The organism is Shimia sp. R11_0 (assembly GCF_017744035.1).
Taxonomy (GTDB): domain Bacteria; phylum Pseudomonadota; class Alphaproteobacteria; order Rhodobacterales; family Rhodobacteraceae; genus Shimia; species Shimia marina.
On sequence record NZ_JAGHQY010000003.1, the window covers coordinates 154,295 to 169,114 of the forward strand.

The 14,820-nt window shown below is 57.8% G+C and carries 14 protein-coding genes; all 14 read left to right on the forward strand.

The window, feature by feature from the left end:
• Positions 1-43: 43 nt before the first annotated feature.
• The 14 genes from ftsW (at position 44) to recN (ending at position 14,770) form a co-directional block, all read left to right on the forward strand.
• Complete coding sequence (gene ftsW / locus J7382_RS07715) at positions 44-1,201, forward strand: putative lipid II flippase FtsW (protein ID WP_058240087.1); 1,158 nt, start codon at positions 44-46, stop codon at positions 1,199-1,201.
• Positions 1,202-1,207: 6 nt separating this feature from the next.
• Positions 1,208-2,305 (forward strand): UDP-N-acetylglucosamine--N-acetylmuramyl-(pentapeptide) pyrophosphoryl-undecaprenol N-acetylglucosamine transferase, encoded by a 1,098-nt coding sequence (locus J7382_RS07720; protein ID WP_209068495.1) that lies wholly within the window; start codon positions 1,208-1,210, stop codon positions 2,303-2,305.
• Between the two features lies 1 nt (position 2,306).
• Entirely contained in the window at positions 2,307-3,713 is a 1,407-nt protein-coding gene (gene murC, locus J7382_RS07725; protein WP_209068496.1) for a UDP-N-acetylmuramate--L-alanine ligase, read from the forward strand.
• Positions 3,714-3,801: 88 nt separating this feature from the next.
• The gene (locus J7382_RS07730; protein ID WP_348540015.1) at positions 3,802-4,068 is read left to right on the forward strand and encodes a DUF2484 family protein; all 267 of its coding nucleotides are present in this window, start codon (positions 3,802-3,804) and stop codon (positions 4,066-4,068) included.
• Positions 4,065-4,310: a DUF2484 family protein gene (locus tag J7382_RS07735; protein WP_209068497.1), complete on the forward strand. Its 246-nt coding sequence runs from the start codon at positions 4,065-4,067 to the stop codon at positions 4,308-4,310. Before J7382_RS07730 ends, J7382_RS07735 begins: the two co-directional genes overlap by 4 nt.
• Entirely contained in the window at positions 4,307-4,633 is a 327-nt protein-coding gene (locus tag J7382_RS07740) for a hypothetical protein (protein ID WP_209068498.1), read from the forward strand. Before J7382_RS07735 ends, J7382_RS07740 begins: the two co-directional genes overlap by 4 nt.
• A gap of 69 nt (positions 4,634-4,702) precedes the next feature.
• Entirely contained in the window at positions 4,703-5,629 is a 927-nt protein-coding gene (gene murB / locus J7382_RS07745) for a UDP-N-acetylmuramate dehydrogenase (RefSeq protein ID WP_209068499.1), read from the forward strand.
• Between the two features lie 241 nt (positions 5,630-5,870).
• Positions 5,871-6,785 (forward strand): D-alanine--D-alanine ligase, encoded by a 915-nt coding sequence (locus tag J7382_RS07750; protein WP_209068500.1) that lies wholly within the window; start codon positions 5,871-5,873, stop codon positions 6,783-6,785.
• Positions 6,773-7,651, forward strand: coding sequence for a cell division protein FtsQ/DivIB (locus J7382_RS07755; protein ID WP_209068501.1), 879 nt, complete (start codon positions 6,773-6,775; stop codon positions 7,649-7,651). The genes J7382_RS07750 and J7382_RS07755 overlap by 13 nt, the downstream gene beginning before the upstream one ends.
• Positions 7,648-8,982: a cell division protein FtsA gene (gene ftsA, locus J7382_RS07760; RefSeq protein WP_209068502.1), complete on the forward strand. Its 1,335-nt coding sequence runs from the start codon at positions 7,648-7,650 to the stop codon at positions 8,980-8,982. Before J7382_RS07755 ends, ftsA begins: the two co-directional genes overlap by 4 nt.
• A gap of 354 nt (positions 8,983-9,336) precedes the next feature.
• On the forward strand, positions 9,337-10,995 hold the full coding sequence (ftsZ, locus tag J7382_RS07765) for a cell division protein FtsZ (protein WP_209068503.1): 1,659 nt from the start codon (positions 9,337-9,339) through the stop codon (positions 10,993-10,995).
• A 207-nt stretch (positions 10,996-11,202) separates the two neighbouring features.
• Positions 11,203-12,126 carry a UDP-3-O-acyl-N-acetylglucosamine deacetylase gene (gene lpxC, locus J7382_RS07770; protein ID WP_209068504.1) on the forward strand — a complete coding sequence of 308 codons (924 nt, stop codon included), beginning with the start codon at positions 11,203-11,205 and terminating at the stop codon, positions 12,124-12,126.
• 107 nt (positions 12,127-12,233) lie between these two features.
• Complete coding sequence (locus J7382_RS07775) at positions 12,234-13,088, forward strand: outer membrane protein assembly factor BamD (protein ID WP_209068763.1); 855 nt, start codon at positions 12,234-12,236, stop codon at positions 13,086-13,088.
• Between the two features lie 35 nt (positions 13,089-13,123).
• Positions 13,124-14,770, forward strand: coding sequence for a DNA repair protein RecN (gene recN, locus J7382_RS07780; protein WP_058240098.1), 1,647 nt, complete (start codon positions 13,124-13,126; stop codon positions 14,768-14,770).
• The last annotated feature ends 50 nt before the right edge of the window (positions 14,771-14,820 follow it).

Sequence of the window (14,820 nt, forward strand, 5' to 3'; positions counted from 1 at the left end):
ACCCGGAAAACGGGCGTTTTGAGGCAGAGATCGGCGGATTTCGATGACAGAGATGGTTTATGGCGCGCTGCCCGTTCGGGCGCGTGAACCCGTGCTTCCCAAATGGTGGCAAACGCTGGACAAATGGACAATGACATCAATCCTGTTGTTGTTCTGTATCGGCCTGATGTTGGGCATGGCAGCGAGCCCGCCACTGGCGGCGAAAAATGGCTTTGCGCCCTTCCACTATGTACAAAAACAAGCGGTGTTTGGTGGCGCAGCCATGGTGGCTATGGTGCTGACCTCAATGATGTCGCCTACATTGGTGCGGCGGCTGGCGGTGATGGGGTTTGTGGCGACATTTGTTGCTCTTGCGCTGTTGCCCATATTTGGCACTGATTTTGGCAAAGGCGCGACACGCTGGTATTCTCTGGGCTTTGCCTCTCTGCAACCATCGGAGTTTCTCAAGCCGGGCTTTGTGGTGGTGTCGGCCTGGCTGATGGCGGCCAATGAGGAAATCAACGGCCCGCCCGGACGGCGTTGGTCTTTCCTATTGATGATGACCATTGTGCTTATGTTGGCGATGCAGCCTGATTTTGGGCAGGCCTGCCTGATCCTCTTTGGCTGGAGCGTGATGTATTTTGTCTCTGGTGCGCCGATGATGCTGATTGGGGGCATCATGCTGTCGCTCGTGCCGATTGCCAGCTTTGCCTATAACAACTCTGAGCACTTTGCCCGCCGCATCGATGGCTTTTTGGACCGCTCGGTCGATCCCACCACCCAGATTGGCTATGCCACAGAGGCGATCCGCGAAGGCGGGCTGTTTGGCGTTGGCGTGGGCGAGGGGCAGGTGAAATGGTCGCTGCCGGATGCGCATACGGATTTCATCATTTCCGTGGCCGCCGAGGAATACGGGCTGATTTTGGTGTTTGCGATCATGTTCCTTTACGCAACCATTGTTCTGCGGTCGTTTTTCCGCTTGATGCGTGAGCGTGATCCTTTCATCCGTCTGGCAGGCACTGGTCTGGTGGCCATTTTCGGCGTTCAGGCGCTTGTGAATATGGGCGTGGCGGTGCGTTTGCTGCCCTCAAAAGGCATGACTTTGCCATTTGTCAGCTATGGTGGCTCCTCGCTGATTGCGGGGGGGATTGCAGTTGGCATGATTTTGGCGTTTACCCGCTCCCGCCCACAGGGTGAGATCAGTGATATTTTGCGGGGATAATCGCATATGGCCAAACAACCCCTTCTGGTGATTGCCGCAGGCGGCACAGGCGGACATATGTTCCCAGCGCAGGCACTGGCCGAAGTGATGCTGCGCAAAGGCTGGCGGGTGAAGCTTTCCACAGATGCGCGCGGCGCGCGCTACACGGGCGGTTTTCCCCATACTGTGGAGATCGAACAGGTCAGCTCGGCCACCTTTGCCCGTGGCGGTAAACTTGCCAAGCTTGCAGTGCCGTTCAAAATTCTGGGCGGTGTTTTGGGTGCTGCTTTGAAAATGCGCCGCGAGCGCCCGGATGTGGTGGTTGGCTTTGGCGGCTATCCGACCATTCCAGCCATGGGGGCGGCCTGGCTTTTGAAATTGCCGCGCATGATCCATGAGCAGAATGGCATTCTGGGGCGGGTGAATACGGTTTTTGCCAAACGTGTCGATGTGGTGGCCTGTGGCACCTGGCCAACTGCGCTGCCGGACGGTGTTGAAGGCACGCCTGTTGGCAACCCGGTGCGCAAATCGGTGATGGATCGGGCCGGGGCGGGATATATTGCACCGGGGGATTACCCGATGTCTGTGCTGGTCATCGGTGGCAGTCAGGGCGCGCGTATTCTCAGTGATGTGGTGCCCGCCGCGATTGCAGGACTGCCCGCTGAGATTTTGAAAAATTTGCGTGTGAGCCATCAGGCACGAGATGAGGATTTTGACCGGGTCACATCCTTTTATGCCCAAAATGGCATTGCCGCAGATGTGCAGCCGTTTTTCAACGACGTGCCGGCCCGGATGAGCGAGGCGCAATTGGTGATCAGCCGCTCTGGGGCCAGTTCTGTCGCCGATGTGTCTGTCATTGGACGCCCCTCTATTTTGGTGCCCTTTGCCGCAGCGGCAGGAGATCATCAGACCGCCAATGCACGCGGCCTTGCCGAGGCCGGCGGAGCTATTGTTATTCCGGAAAGCCTGCTGACGGCAGACAGTCTTTCCGAACAGATTACAACCATCCTGTCCAACCCGCAGGGCGCCACGCAAATGGCGACTGCGGCTTTGTCGGCAGGCAAGCCGGATGCCACAGAGACGCTTGTTGCATTGGTGGAACAACTGGCACAGAAGGACCAATAAGATGAACGCAGCAACCAAACTTCCCGGTGATGTGGGGGCCATCCACTTTGTCGGGATCGGCGGCATTGGCATGTCCGGTATTGCCGAAGTGCTGGTAAACCATGGCTACACTGTGCAGGGCTCTGATCTGAAGAGCACCAAGATCACCCAGCGTCTCGCAGATATGGGCGCGACGGTGTTTGAGGGGCAGCGCGCTGAAAATCTTGAAAATGCCGAAGTGGTGGTGATTTCCTCTGCCATCAAGCCGGGCAACCCGGAACTTGATGAGGCCCGGCGTCGCGGTCTGCCAGTGGTGCGCCGCGCTGAAATGCTGGCCGAGTTGATGCGTCTGAAATCCAACATTGCCGTTGCTGGCACCCATGGCAAAACCACCACCACAACGATGGTGGCCGCGCTTCTGGACCATGGGCATTTTGATCCGACCGTGGTGAATGGCGGCATCATTCACGCCTATGGTTCCAACGCCCGTGTGGGTGATGGCGAGTGGATGGTTGTGGAAGCCGATGAAAGTGATGGGACATTCAACCGTCTGCCCGCGACCATTGCGATTGTCACAAATATTGACCCAGAACATATGGAGCATTGGGGCACGGAAGAGGCGCTGCATCAGGGCTTCTATGACTTTGTGTCCAACATTCCATTCTACGGTCTTGCGGTGTGCTGTACTGATGATCCGGATGTACAGACATTGGTGGGCAAAATCACCGACCGCCGCGTAGTGACCTTTGGCTTTAATGCACAAGCGGACGTGCGTGCGGTCAATCTCACCTACAAAGCCGGCGTGGCACATTTTGACATTGCGTTGCAGGCTGAGGACAAGGTGATCGAAGGCTGCACATTGCCGATGCCGGGCGATCACAATGTGTCTAACGCGCTCTCTGCGGTGGCGATTGCGCGCCATCTCGGCATGAAGCTGGCGGAAATTCGCGCGGCGCTGGCCGCTTTTGGTGGGGTGAACCGGCGTTTCACCAAAGTGGGTGAAGTGATGGGCGGCGTGCCTGTGATTGACGACTATGGCCATCATCCGGTGGAAATTGCCGCCGTATTAAAGGCCGCGCGTCAGGCTTTGGGGGACAGCGGTGGCCGTGTGATTGCCGTGCACCAGCCGCACCGGTATTCGCGTCTGCACTCCCTGTTTGAAGACTTCTGTACTTGCTTCAACGAGGCCGATGTCGTGGGCATCGCGGATGTGTTTGCCGCCGGTGAGACCCCGATTGAAGGGGCGAGCCGTGATGACCTGATCAATGGGCTGGTGGCACATGGGCATCGCCACGCCGTGGCGATCACGCAAGAAGAGGATCTTGTGGCCATGGTGAAGGAAACGGCCAAACCCGGTGATATCGTGGTTTGCCTTGGGGCGGGGTCGATCTCTGCCTGGGCCAATGCCTTGCCGGGTCATCTGGGATAAAAGCGCAAGCCTCGCCATCAAGCGGGGCTTTCATTTTGCACCTCCGTGACAATAGACTGCGCGTGTCTGAAACAAAGAGAATGCCATCGTGAGTCTGTCACTGATCCTTGCCTGCTTCTGGGTGCTGGCCGCCGCCACAGTGGCGATGCTGCCGATGAAACGTCAGTTCGTGCCCGGTCTGGGGTTGCTTCTGGCAGCACCGGTTTTGATTGCCGGGATCTTCTATGAGCATGGGTGGCTGTTTGGTACACTGGCTCTTTTGGGCTTTTTGTCTATGTTTCGGCGCCCTTTGCTGCATTTTGCGCGCAAAGCCTTTGCTCGATCAGAGGACGCCCAAACGGAGGATAAGGCATGACCCTGTCATTGGCAGCTGCGTTTTGCTGGCTTGTGGTGGCTAACCTGCGGGCGATGTTTCCCTCTAAAGACCATCACTGGCGGTTTGCTTATGGGATGATGGGCATTGGCGTGCCGATTCTGATGGGGGTTTTTGTTCAGAATGGGCTGTGGGTGGCGATGATTTTTCTCGCGATGGCGGCGTGGATTATGCGGTGGCCTGTGGTGTATCTCTGGCGCTGGATCAAAGGACGGTTTGTATGATCGTTGACTTTACGCTTGGTTTGAATGCGCTGGTTTGGTTTGCCATTCTGATCATGCCTTTTTACGGGCTGATCACAGGGTTTCGGCGCCGTCGTGATCTTTTGCTGCGTGCCTGTTTGATCTTGCTCTGTCTGGTTGTGGCCTTGTTGACCATGGAAGTCACTCTGAGCGTGACAGAGCCTGTCACCGATGGCGCGGAACATGCGGAGGCACGCGCTGTGCTGGCCAACTATCGGATCTGGGTGGTGCTTGGCGCGGCGGGCGCTGTTGGTCTGGGCTGGGTGTTGCACCATTTGATCACCTCGCTCCGCAAAGCGCGCTGACCGGCTTGTTTGCCTGAACGTGCTTCGCTATCGGTGCGGCGAAGTTGTTTGCGAATACATGAGGATCCCATGTCAGAGATGCCAAGCCCAAGGGGCAAACTTACCGAAGGCAAACCCCTGTCCGGATTGACATGGCTGCGCGTCGGGGGACCAGCGGATTTCCTGTTTCAGCCCGCAGATGTTGAGGATCTTGCCGCGTTTTTGCGTGCGCTTCCGGCAGAGGTTGATGTTTTCCCAATGGGGGTTGGGTCTAATCTTATCGTGCGTGACGGGGGGCTTCGCGCCGTGGTCCTGCGCATGGGGCGCGGGTTCAATCACATAGAAATTGAAGGCAACCGTGTGCGCGCTGGTGTTGCGGCATTGGATGCGCATGTGGCGCGCAAAGCCGCACAGGCTGGTGTGGATCTGACATTTTTGCGCACGATTCCCGGTGCCATTGGCGGGGCAGTGCGCATGAATGCGGGCTGTTACGGGCGCTATACGGCCGATGTTTTTGTGGAAGCCACTGCGGTCACAAGGGCGGGTGAGATCGTGACCCTCACAGCTGAGGATTTGAACTTTCAGTATCGCCAAACCGATCTGCCTGAAGGTTGGGTGATCGTGGAGGCGGTTTTTGAAGGGCCGAGTGGCGATCCTGAAACGCTGGCCGCCCTGATGCAGGCACAGCTTGAAAAACGCGATGCCACACAGCCCACAAAAGAGCGCAGCGCGGGCAGCACATTTCGCAATCCAGCGGGGTTTTCTTCCACAGGTCAGGCGGATGATGTGCATGATTTGAAGGCCTGGAAGGTCATTGATGACGCAGGCATGCGCGGCGCGCGCATCGGTGGCGCGCAGATGAGCGAGATGCATTCCAATTTCCTGATCAACACGGGTGACGCAACTGCCGCAGATCTGGAAAATCTTGGCGAGGAAGTTCGAAAAAGGGTTTTCCAAAACAGCGGAATAGACCTACAGTGGGAAATCATGCGCGTCGGCGAACCGGCGCCGGAATGAGACTCGGCCAAGCATATTTAATCTGCTGTTAACCAAGAGCTGGGATCAACAAAACAATATGGGCGCAAAGCCCAAGACGCGGGCCTAAGGCCTGATTGAGCGCAGGGCACATGTGCCCATCCGAGCAGGCAAATCTTGCCTGATTTCAACAAAGCAGCCGAAGAGGGCTGTGAAAATGAGTCCGAAGGGCTCGCATAAGAACAGGGTCGCAAACGACCCGAGATATTGAGGCACAGTGGGTATGTCAGACAGGACAACCCGGACAGTGGCAGTGGTGATGGGTGGCCCTTCGGCAGAACGGGAAGTGTCACTCTCTACAGGGCGTGAATGCGCGGCTGCCCTTCGGGACGCAGGATTTCAGGTGGTTGAGCTTGATGCGGGCGCAGATTTGGTGGCGCGCCTGCAAGAGAGTGCGCCGGATGTGATATTCAATGCGCTGCACGGTCGTTGGGGCGAAGATGGCTGCGTACAGGGCATCTTTGAATGGCTCCGCATTCCCTATACCCATTCTGGTGTTCTGGCCTCTGCTCTGGCCATGGACAAACAGCGTGCCAAGAACGTGTTCAAATCCGCTGGTCTTCCCGTCGTGGAAAGTGTGATCGCAGACAAGACAGAGGTGGCCGCGCGCCACGTGCTTGCGCCCCCCTATGTGGTGAAGCCCAACAACGAAGGCTCCTCGGTCGGAATTTATATTGTCAATGCGGGGGCGAATACACCACCCCAGTTGGCGGAGACCATGCCGCAGGAGGTGATGGTTGAAACCTATGCCCCGGGTCGGGAGCTGACCACCACTGTGATGGGGGATCGTGCGCTTGGCGTCACGGACATCATCACCGACGGCTGGTATGATTATGAGGCAAAATACGCCGCAGGTGGCTCCCGTCATGAAATTCCCGCGCAGGTGCCGCAAGAGATCTATGACGCCTGCATGGAGTATGCCGTGCGCGCGCATAGGGCCCTTGGCTGTCGTGGCGTGTCTCGCACCGATTTCCGTTGGGATGAGGCGCGTGGCCTTGATGGGTTGATCCTGTTGGAAACCAACACTCAGCCGGGCATGACGCCGACATCGCTGTCGCCGGAGCAGGCCGCCCATTGTGGGCTGTCCTTTGCGGAGTTCTGCGCATGGATGGTGGAGGATGCCACATGCGATCGCTAAGCGCCGCACCTCGCGACAATGCGCCATCCCGCTGGGCTTACCGCTTTGAGCGGTTGATGCTTACGCCGCTGTTTCGGTTCTTTTTGCGCGTGATTGTGCCTTTTGGTGTTGTGGCAACGGCCACAACGATCTGGTTTGCCGATGCGCAGCGGCGCGAAGACCTCAATATCGCCATCAATGATTTGCGGCGCGGCATAGCTGAACGTCCGGAATTCTCCGTGAGCGCTATGGCGATTGATGGGGCCTCTGAAGGGATCGCAGAGGAAATCAGAGAAATTCTGTCGTTGAGCTTCCCTGTGAGCCAGTTTGATCTTGATCTCGAAGGGCTGCGCGCACAGGTGGTTGAGCTGCCTGCGATTGCAAGTGCCTCCTTGCGGGTGCGGCCGGGTGGCATTCTGCAGCTTAACATTTCTGAGCGCACGCCAGTTGCGGTATGGCGCACGCATGAAGGCCTGGCTCTGATTGACCCGGACGGGCATGTCACAGGGCCGGCGTTATCGCGTCACGCGCATCCTGAGATGCCGCTGATCGCGGGGGAGGGGGCGGATCTGGTCGTTCGGGAAGCCCTACATCTTTTGGCTGCTGCGGAGCCGTTGAAAGCGCGGGTGATTGGCCTTGTGCGTGTCGGCGAGCGGCGCTGGGATGTGGTGCTGGACCGTGGACAGCGGATTTTGTTGCCCGAGCAGGGCGCCGTTGAGGCTTTGGATCGCGTTGTGGCACTGCACAGCGCAGAAGAGCTTCTGGAGCGGGATATTCAGGTGGTGGACATGCGCCTTGCGCGGCGTCCAACCATCCAACTTACTGAAAATGCGGTAGAAGACTGGTGGCGAACCAGCAAGACGACATTGGGGACAACGGGACAATGACAGAGCTGTATCAAAGCCAGCGCGCCATGCGGACGATGCGCAAAGCGGCCATGCAACGGGGGGTGATTGCGGTGCTCGATGTGGGCACTTCCAAAATCGCCTGTTTGGTGCTGCGCTTTGACGGCACAGACCGTCTGGCGAGCGTTGAAGGCATCGGCTCCATGGCGGGCCAAAGTGGCTTCCGAGTGATCGGGGCCAATACGATCATGTCCCGTGGCGTGAAATTTGGTGAAATTGACACCATGCAGGAAACCGAGAGGGCTATTCGCACGGTGGTGCAGGCGGCTCAGAAAATGGCAAAAATCCGTGTGGATCACGTGATTGCCTGTTTCGCTGGCGCGGAGCCGCGTTCCTACGGTCTGGATGGTCAGATTGAAGTGGATGGTCAGGTGGTTGGCGAGCAGGACGTGGCGCGTGTCTTGGCCGCTTGCGATGTGCCTGACTACGGCTCTGACCGGGAAGTCCTTCATGCGCAACCGGTGAACTTTGCTCTGGATCATCGCTCAGGGCTGGGCGATCCGCGCGGGCAGGTGGGCAATGTTCTGACCACGGACATGCATATGCTGACGGTCGACAAAGTCGCCGTGCAAAACCTTGTACATTGCATCAAGCGCTGTGATCTGGAGCTCGCAGGGATTGCCTCTTCGGCCTATGTGTCTGGACTTTCTGCGCTGGTGGAGGATGAGCAAGAGCTGGGCGCGGCCTGTATCGATATGGGCGGCGGCGCAACCAGCCTGTCGATTTTCATGAAAAAGCACATGATCTTTGCCGATACCGTGCGCATGGGCGGGGATCATGTCACTGGTGACATCTCAATGGGGCTGCAAGTGCCCACGGCCACAGCGGAGCGGATCAAAACCTTCTACGGTGGCGTGATGGCAACCGGCATGGATGACCGCGAGATGATTGAGCTGTCGGGCGACACAGGCGACTGGGAGCACGATCGGCGCACGGTCAGCCGGGCGGAGCTTATTGGCATCATGCGTCCGCGTGTTGAAGAAATTCTTGAGGAAGTGCGCGCGCGCTTGGATGCTGCTGGGTTTGAGCATCTCCCAAGTCAACAGATTGTGCTGACAGGTGGTGGCAGTCAGATTCCGGGGCTGGATGGGCTGGCAACAAAAATTCTGGGGCAGCAAGTGCGTTTGGGCCGGCCCATGCGGGTTCATGGTTTGCCACAGGCAGCGACCGGACCGGGCTTCGCTGCAACGGTCGGAATGTGTCTGTTCGCCACGCATCCACAGGATGAATGGTGGGACTTTGACTTGCCCGTGGATCGCTACACCAATCGCACCCTTGGGCGCGCGGTAAAGTGGTTTCGTGAAAATTGGTGAGAAAGCTTTCTAGGCGCGTTTTTCGGGGTGACCTTCTTTACCGGCTCGGTTAAGGTTTTGGTAACCGCGGTTAAAACGTGGACTCATCAGGCCGAGCAGGGCCTTCGAACAAGAAAATCCCATATCGTGACGCCCTTGGTGTCTCGATTGGCTCTGTAGTGTTGTGCCAAGGGGCGCTTGTCCCGCCAAATGTGGCGGTTTCGGCAAGATGCCGCTAGTTTCTGTGTTTTTGCCCCACATTTTGTGGCGAAATGTGCTTTTTGGGATGACGATTCCTGAAAGCCTGTTAATATTGCACATGAGTAGGCAGAAACTCGCCCGCAATGCGGGTTAGAAAAACAGGCGGACAGTTCTATGACATTGAATCTGACGATGCCCGATGAGGGTGATCTGAAGCCCCGCATCACCGTATTTGGTGTTGGCGGTGCTGGTGGCAACGCGGTCAACAACATGATCGACAAAGAGCTTGAGGGTGTGGAGTTCGTTGTTGCGAACACCGACGCACAAGCTCTGCAGCAGAGCAAATCTGACAGCCGTGTTCAGCTAGGTGTCAAAGTCACTGAAGGTCTGGGTGCTGGGGCGCGCGCAACAGTAGGTGCCGCCGCTGCCGAAGAAAGCATTGAGCAGATTGTAGATCATCTTGCTGGCGCGCACATGTGCTTCATCACCGCCGGTATGGGCGGTGGTACTGGTACGGGTGCCGCACCAATTATTGCGCAAGCCGCGCGCGAACTTGGTGTCCTGACCGTCGGCGTTGTGACCAAGCCATTCCAATTCGAAGGCGCAAAACGTATGCGCCAGGCGGAAGAAGGCGTTGAGATGCTGCAGAAGATGGTCGACACGCTGATCATCATTCCAAACCAGAACCTGTTCCGTCTTGCCAACGAGAAAACCACCTTCACCGAAGCTTTCTCCATGGCGGATGATGTGCTGTATCAAGGTGTCAAAGGCGTGACCGACCTCATGGTGCGTCCGGGCCTGATCAACCTTGACTTCGCAGACGTGCGCGCTGTCATGGATGAGATGGGCAAGGCGATGATGGGCACCGGCGAGGCCGAAGGCGAAGATCGCGCCATTCAGGCGGCTGAGAAAGCCATTGCCAACCCGCTGCTGGATGAGATTTCTCTGCGCGGTGCGAAGGGTGTTCTGATCAACATCACTGGTGGTCATGATCTGACTCTGTTTGAACTGGACGAAGCGGCCAACCGCATTCGTGAGGAAGTCGACGCTGACGCCAACATCATCGTGGGCTCCACTATGGATGACAGCCTTGATGGTGCGATGCGCGTGTCGGTTGTGGCGACGGGTATCGATGCCGCTGAAACCACATCTGCGATGCCACTGCCGCGCCGCTCTATGAAGGCCCCTTTGACGCAGGCACCTGTGGAAGAGGCGGCTCCGGCAGCACCAGTTGCAGCTCCGGCGCCAGTGGCCGAAGAGGTTGCTCAACCCGCGTTGACCGTGGATGAGCCCTCCCTCTTCCCTCAGATGGATGCACAGCGCGCCGCTGCGGAAGAGCAGATGGAAGACATCTTTGAAGAGGTGGCTCCAGCGCCTGCGCCAACAGCCCCAACCTTTGATGCTGTTTCTGCGGGGGCAGATGTGCCTCCCCCAGCGTATCGTCCGGCTCCAGCACAGGCCGCGCAGCCTGAGATGTTTGAAGAAGACGAACCACAGGATTTTGTTGCGCCCCAGCGTCCTGCGCCCGGCACACCAACGCCCCAGCTGATGCAACGTTTGCAAGCCGCTGTGGAAAAGGCCCCTGCGGCACCGGCACGCCCTGCAGCACCAGCGCCTGAGCCCAAAGCAGAAGAGCGTCCGCGCTTTGGTATCAACTCGCTGATCAACAAGATGACTGGTCATGCAGCAGAGCAGCCCAACATGCGTGCAGCTCAACCTGCGCCCGCGCCGCGTCACCAGCCAGCAGTTCAGTCCAATCAACCGGCGACGCAAGCGGATGAGGATCAGGAGCGGATCGAAATCCCAGCTTTCCTGCGCCGTCAGGCAAACTGATTTTTCAATAAATAAATGTGAGGAGGCCACCCTTTTGGGTGGCCTTTTTACGTTTATTAACCATGATTTAGGCGGAAGTGCGCGGTGTTTTGCCGAACTGTTACAATCATGTTTCAGACCGTTGCAAAGCTTTATTTGAGATGACGGGCTGAACCCACTACCTCAATGATGCGGCCAAGGGTGTGCCGCGTCACCTTGGGGAAACTCGTGCAAGCCACATTAAAATCATCAGCTCATTTTTCCGGTACTGGTCTTCATTCAGGCGCTCAGGTGCATCTGACTGTGCGGCCGGCCTCTGCTGATTATGGTATCTGGTTTAAGCGCACGGATGTTTTGATCGGGGATGCCATGATCCCGGCGCGCTGGGATGTTGTTGAGCAAACTGCGCTCTGCACCCGTATCGTAAATGAGGCGGGCGTTTCCGTCTCCACCATTGAACATCTGATGGCTGCGCTTGCGGGCTGTGGCATTCATAATGCTTTGATCGAAATCGATGCGCCAGAAGTCCCTATTCTGGATGGCAGCGCGGCAGAGTTTGTGCAGGCTTTCCTGAAGGCGGGTATTGTGTCCCAAGCGATGCCCGTGTGGGCCGTTGAAGTTCTCAAGCCCGTGTCCGTTCAGCGTGGCGAAGCCATCGCAGAGCTGCATCCGGCCGCGGAAATGCGGATTGATTTCCACATCGACTTTGTTGATGAGGCCATTGGTCAGCAGACCAAAGAGCTTAACCTTGCCAACGGCAGTTTTGTTCGTGAGCTTTGTGACAGCCGCACGTTCTGCCGTCAGGCGGACGTGGATGCGATGCGCGCCAACGGTCTGGCGCTTGGCGGCAGCCCCGAGGAAAACGCGGTGGTGTTTGATGGCGCAAATGTGAAGGCGGCCGGTGGGCTGCGGCACGCGGATGAACCGGTGCGTCACAAGATGCTGGATGCCATGGGAGACCTGTATTTGGCCGGTGCGCCCATGCTGGCGCATTACCGTGGTCATCGGGCTGGTCATTCGCTCACAAATGCTTTGCTGCGCGAGCTTTTTTCGGATCCCTCCAACTGGCGTCTCGTGCAATGCACCCCGCAACAGGCGGCGCGTCTTCCTGGGGCTGGCGTACACATCGGCGAATTCCCGGCAGTTGCCTAACACCTGTGAGACAATTCCTGCCAAAGGCGTTTTGCCTCGGAAATTTCTGTGCTAACAGCTTGGGAAAGACGCGGGAGTTTCCCGTAGGGAGCAGAAGGTTGAGCACTATGGCAGGCATCGGAACGCGCACCCGCCTTTTTGGATCGGTTCTGGCGTTGGCATTTGTTATCGCGTGTGGTGACAACGATGTAAGTGATGCCCGCAGAGGCACGCTGGACCTGGAACAATTCACACCAGAGCAGATCTATGAGCGCGGGGAATTTGAGCTTGCGCGAGATCGCGGCACGGACGCGGCGTTCTTCTTTTCAGAAATTGAGCGCCTGTATCCCTATTCGGAATTGTCCAAGCGTGCGCTGATCATGCAGGCGTTTTCTTATCATTCCGACAAGAGTTACCCTGAAAGCCGCGCGGCGGCTCAGCGCTATATTGATTTCTATCCGGCTGACGAAGACGCAGCTTATGCGCAGTATCTTCTGGCGCTGAGCTACTACGATCAGATTGATGAGGTCGGGCGCGACCAGGGGCTGACCTTCCAGGCCCTTCAAGAATTGCGCAAGGTCATCGAAATTTATCCGGAGAGTGAATATGCGCGCTCCGCGATCTTGAAATTCGATCTGGCCTTTGACCACCTTGCCTCCAAAGAAATGGAAATTGGCCGGTATTACCTCCGTCGGGATCATTATTCGGCTGCCATCAATCGTTTCCGAGTGGTCGTGGAAGATTTTTCAACCACCACGCATACCGCAGAGGCGTTGCACCGCTTGGTCGAAGCCTATCTGTCTTTGGGGCTTGTTTCTGAGGCGCAGACCGCAGCGGCTATTTTGGGGCACAATTTCCAAGCCACGGAATGGTATGAAGACAGCTATAAGCTGCTGCGTGAAAATGGTCTGGAAGCGAAGCCTGAAGGCAGTAGCTGGCTCAGCCAGGTGTACCGTCAGACCGTGCAGGGCCAATGGTTGTAAAGGGGGGCAGGGGTCTCCCTGTCGTGTGACCGAAGATGCTGCGCTCGCTTGATATTCGCGACATGCTTATCATCGACCATCTGGAACTTGCCTTCCAGCCGGGTCTGAACGTGCTGACCGGGGAAACCGGGGCGGGGAAATCCATTCTGCTGGACAGTCTGGGGTTTGTTCTGGGATGGCGTGGGCGCGCAGAGCTTGTGCGGGCCGGAGCAGAGCAGGGCGAAGTGATTGCCGAGTTCGATCTGCCAGAAGGCCATGCGGCGCACGCCATTTTGGAAGATGCGGGCCTGCCGGGGGGCGAGGAATTGATCTTGCGGCGTGTCAATCGCACCGACGGGCGCAAGACCGCATGGGTGAATGACCGCCGTGTGTCTGGCGAGGTATTGCGCCGCCTGTCGGAAACGTTGGTGGAATTGCACGGGCAACATGATGATCGCGGTCTGCTCAATCCCAAGGGGCACCGTGATCTGCTCGATATTTTTGCAGAGACAGCGGAGTTGCGCCGCAACACCCGGTCAAGCTGGGCAGCCGTCACAAGTGCGCGTAAGGCATTGGCTGCGGCAGAGGCTGCGCTGGCCGAAGCCAAGGACGAAGAAGAGTTCTTGCGGCACGCGGTGACAGAGCTCGATAAACTTGATCCGCAACCCAATGAAGAGGCAGACCTCGACACCCGGCGCCGCCTGATGCAGGGGGCGGAAAAAGTGCGCGAAGACGTAAGCCGCGCCCATGCGACCCTTGGCAATGGGGGCGCTGAGAGTGCCATGGGGGATGCTTTGCGCTGGTTGGATGGTGCGGCAGGTGAGACGGGCGGCGCGCTTGAAGCTCCGGTTGCGGCGCTGGAGCGGGCGCTTAATGAGCTTAGCGATGCCGTGGATGGGATTGAACGCTGTCTTGATGCCCTGCAGTTCAATCCACATGAGCTGGAAGAAATCGAAGAGCGGCTCTTTGCCATTCGGGGTTTGGCGCGCAAACATGGGGTGATCCCAGACGAGCTTGGCCAATTTGCCAATGATCTACGAACCCGCCTCACCGCATTGGACGCGGGGGAGGGCAATATTGCCGAGTTGAAGGCCGCACTGAAGTCCGCCGAAGCCGAGTATGATCTGGCGGCCTCCGCCCTGACAAAGCTGCGCGCCAGCGCGGCGCAAGCGCTTGATGCCGCTGTCATGGCAGAACTCGCACCACTCAAAATGGAGCGCGCAGTGTTTCAGACACGGCTCAGCGCCGGAGAGCCAGGACCTGAGGGACGGGACGCTGTTGAATTTGTTGTGGCCACCAACCCGGGTGCTCCTGCTGGGCCTTTGGCCAAGATTGCCTCAGGCGGGGAACTGAGCCGTTTCCTTCTGGCTCTGAAAGTCTGTCTGACCAGTGATATCAGCGGTATGACCCTGATCTTTGATGAAATCGATCGCGGCGTGGGCGGGGCAACCGCCGATGCGGTGGGACGTCGGTTGAAAGTTCTTGCCGAGGGCGGTCAGGTGCTTGTGGTGACGCATTCGCCACAGGTGGCGGCTTTGGGCGCGCATCATTGGCGCGTGGAGAAATCCGTGAAAAACGACCAGACCCTGAGCCGGGTTGTGCCTCTGGATCAGAAAGAGCGCGTCGATGAGGTGGCTCGGATGATTTCCGGTGACACCATCACAAAAGAAGCGCGCGCCGCCGCCAAGTCGCTTTTGACCTGATCTTCATCTGCTCTTCTGGGCGCGAGGCGTGCTGTCTTGCACACGCTGCG

Excerpts from the sequence above, each read along its gene's own strand:
- J7382_RS07740 (WP_209068498.1), top strand. The coding sequence starts at position 4,307 with ATGATCGTTGACTTTACGCTTGGTTTGAATGCGCTGGTTTGGTTTGCC.
- ftsW (WP_058240087.1), top strand. The coding sequence starts at position 44 with ATGACAGAGATGGTTTATGGCGCGCTGCCCGTTCGGGCGCGTGAACCC.
- recN (WP_058240098.1), top strand. The coding sequence starts at position 13,124 with ATGCTGCGCTCGCTTGATATTCGCGACATGCTTATCATCGACCATCTG.
- J7382_RS07720 (WP_209068495.1), top strand. The coding sequence starts at position 1,208 with ATGGCCAAACAACCCCTTCTGGTGATTGCCGCAGGCGGCACAGGCGGA.
- murC (WP_209068496.1), top strand. The coding sequence starts at position 2,307 with ATGAACGCAGCAACCAAACTTCCCGGTGATGTGGGGGCCATCCACTTT.
- J7382_RS07735 (WP_209068497.1), top strand. The coding sequence starts at position 4,065 with ATGACCCTGTCATTGGCAGCTGCGTTTTGCTGGCTTGTGGTGGCTAAC.
- J7382_RS07775 (WP_209068763.1), top strand. The coding sequence starts at position 12,234 with ATGGCAGGCATCGGAACGCGCACCCGCCTTTTTGGATCGGTTCTGGCG.
- murB (WP_209068499.1), top strand. The coding sequence starts at position 4,703 with ATGTCAGAGATGCCAAGCCCAAGGGGCAAACTTACCGAAGGCAAACCC.
- ftsA (WP_209068502.1), top strand. The coding sequence starts at position 7,648 with ATGACAGAGCTGTATCAAAGCCAGCGCGCCATGCGGACGATGCGCAAA.
- ftsZ (WP_209068503.1), top strand. The coding sequence starts at position 9,337 with ATGACATTGAATCTGACGATGCCCGATGAGGGTGATCTGAAGCCCCGC.
- J7382_RS07755 (WP_209068501.1), top strand. The coding sequence starts at position 6,773 with ATGCGATCGCTAAGCGCCGCACCTCGCGACAATGCGCCATCCCGCTGG.
- J7382_RS07750 (WP_209068500.1), top strand. The coding sequence starts at position 5,871 with ATGTCAGACAGGACAACCCGGACAGTGGCAGTGGTGATGGGTGGCCCT.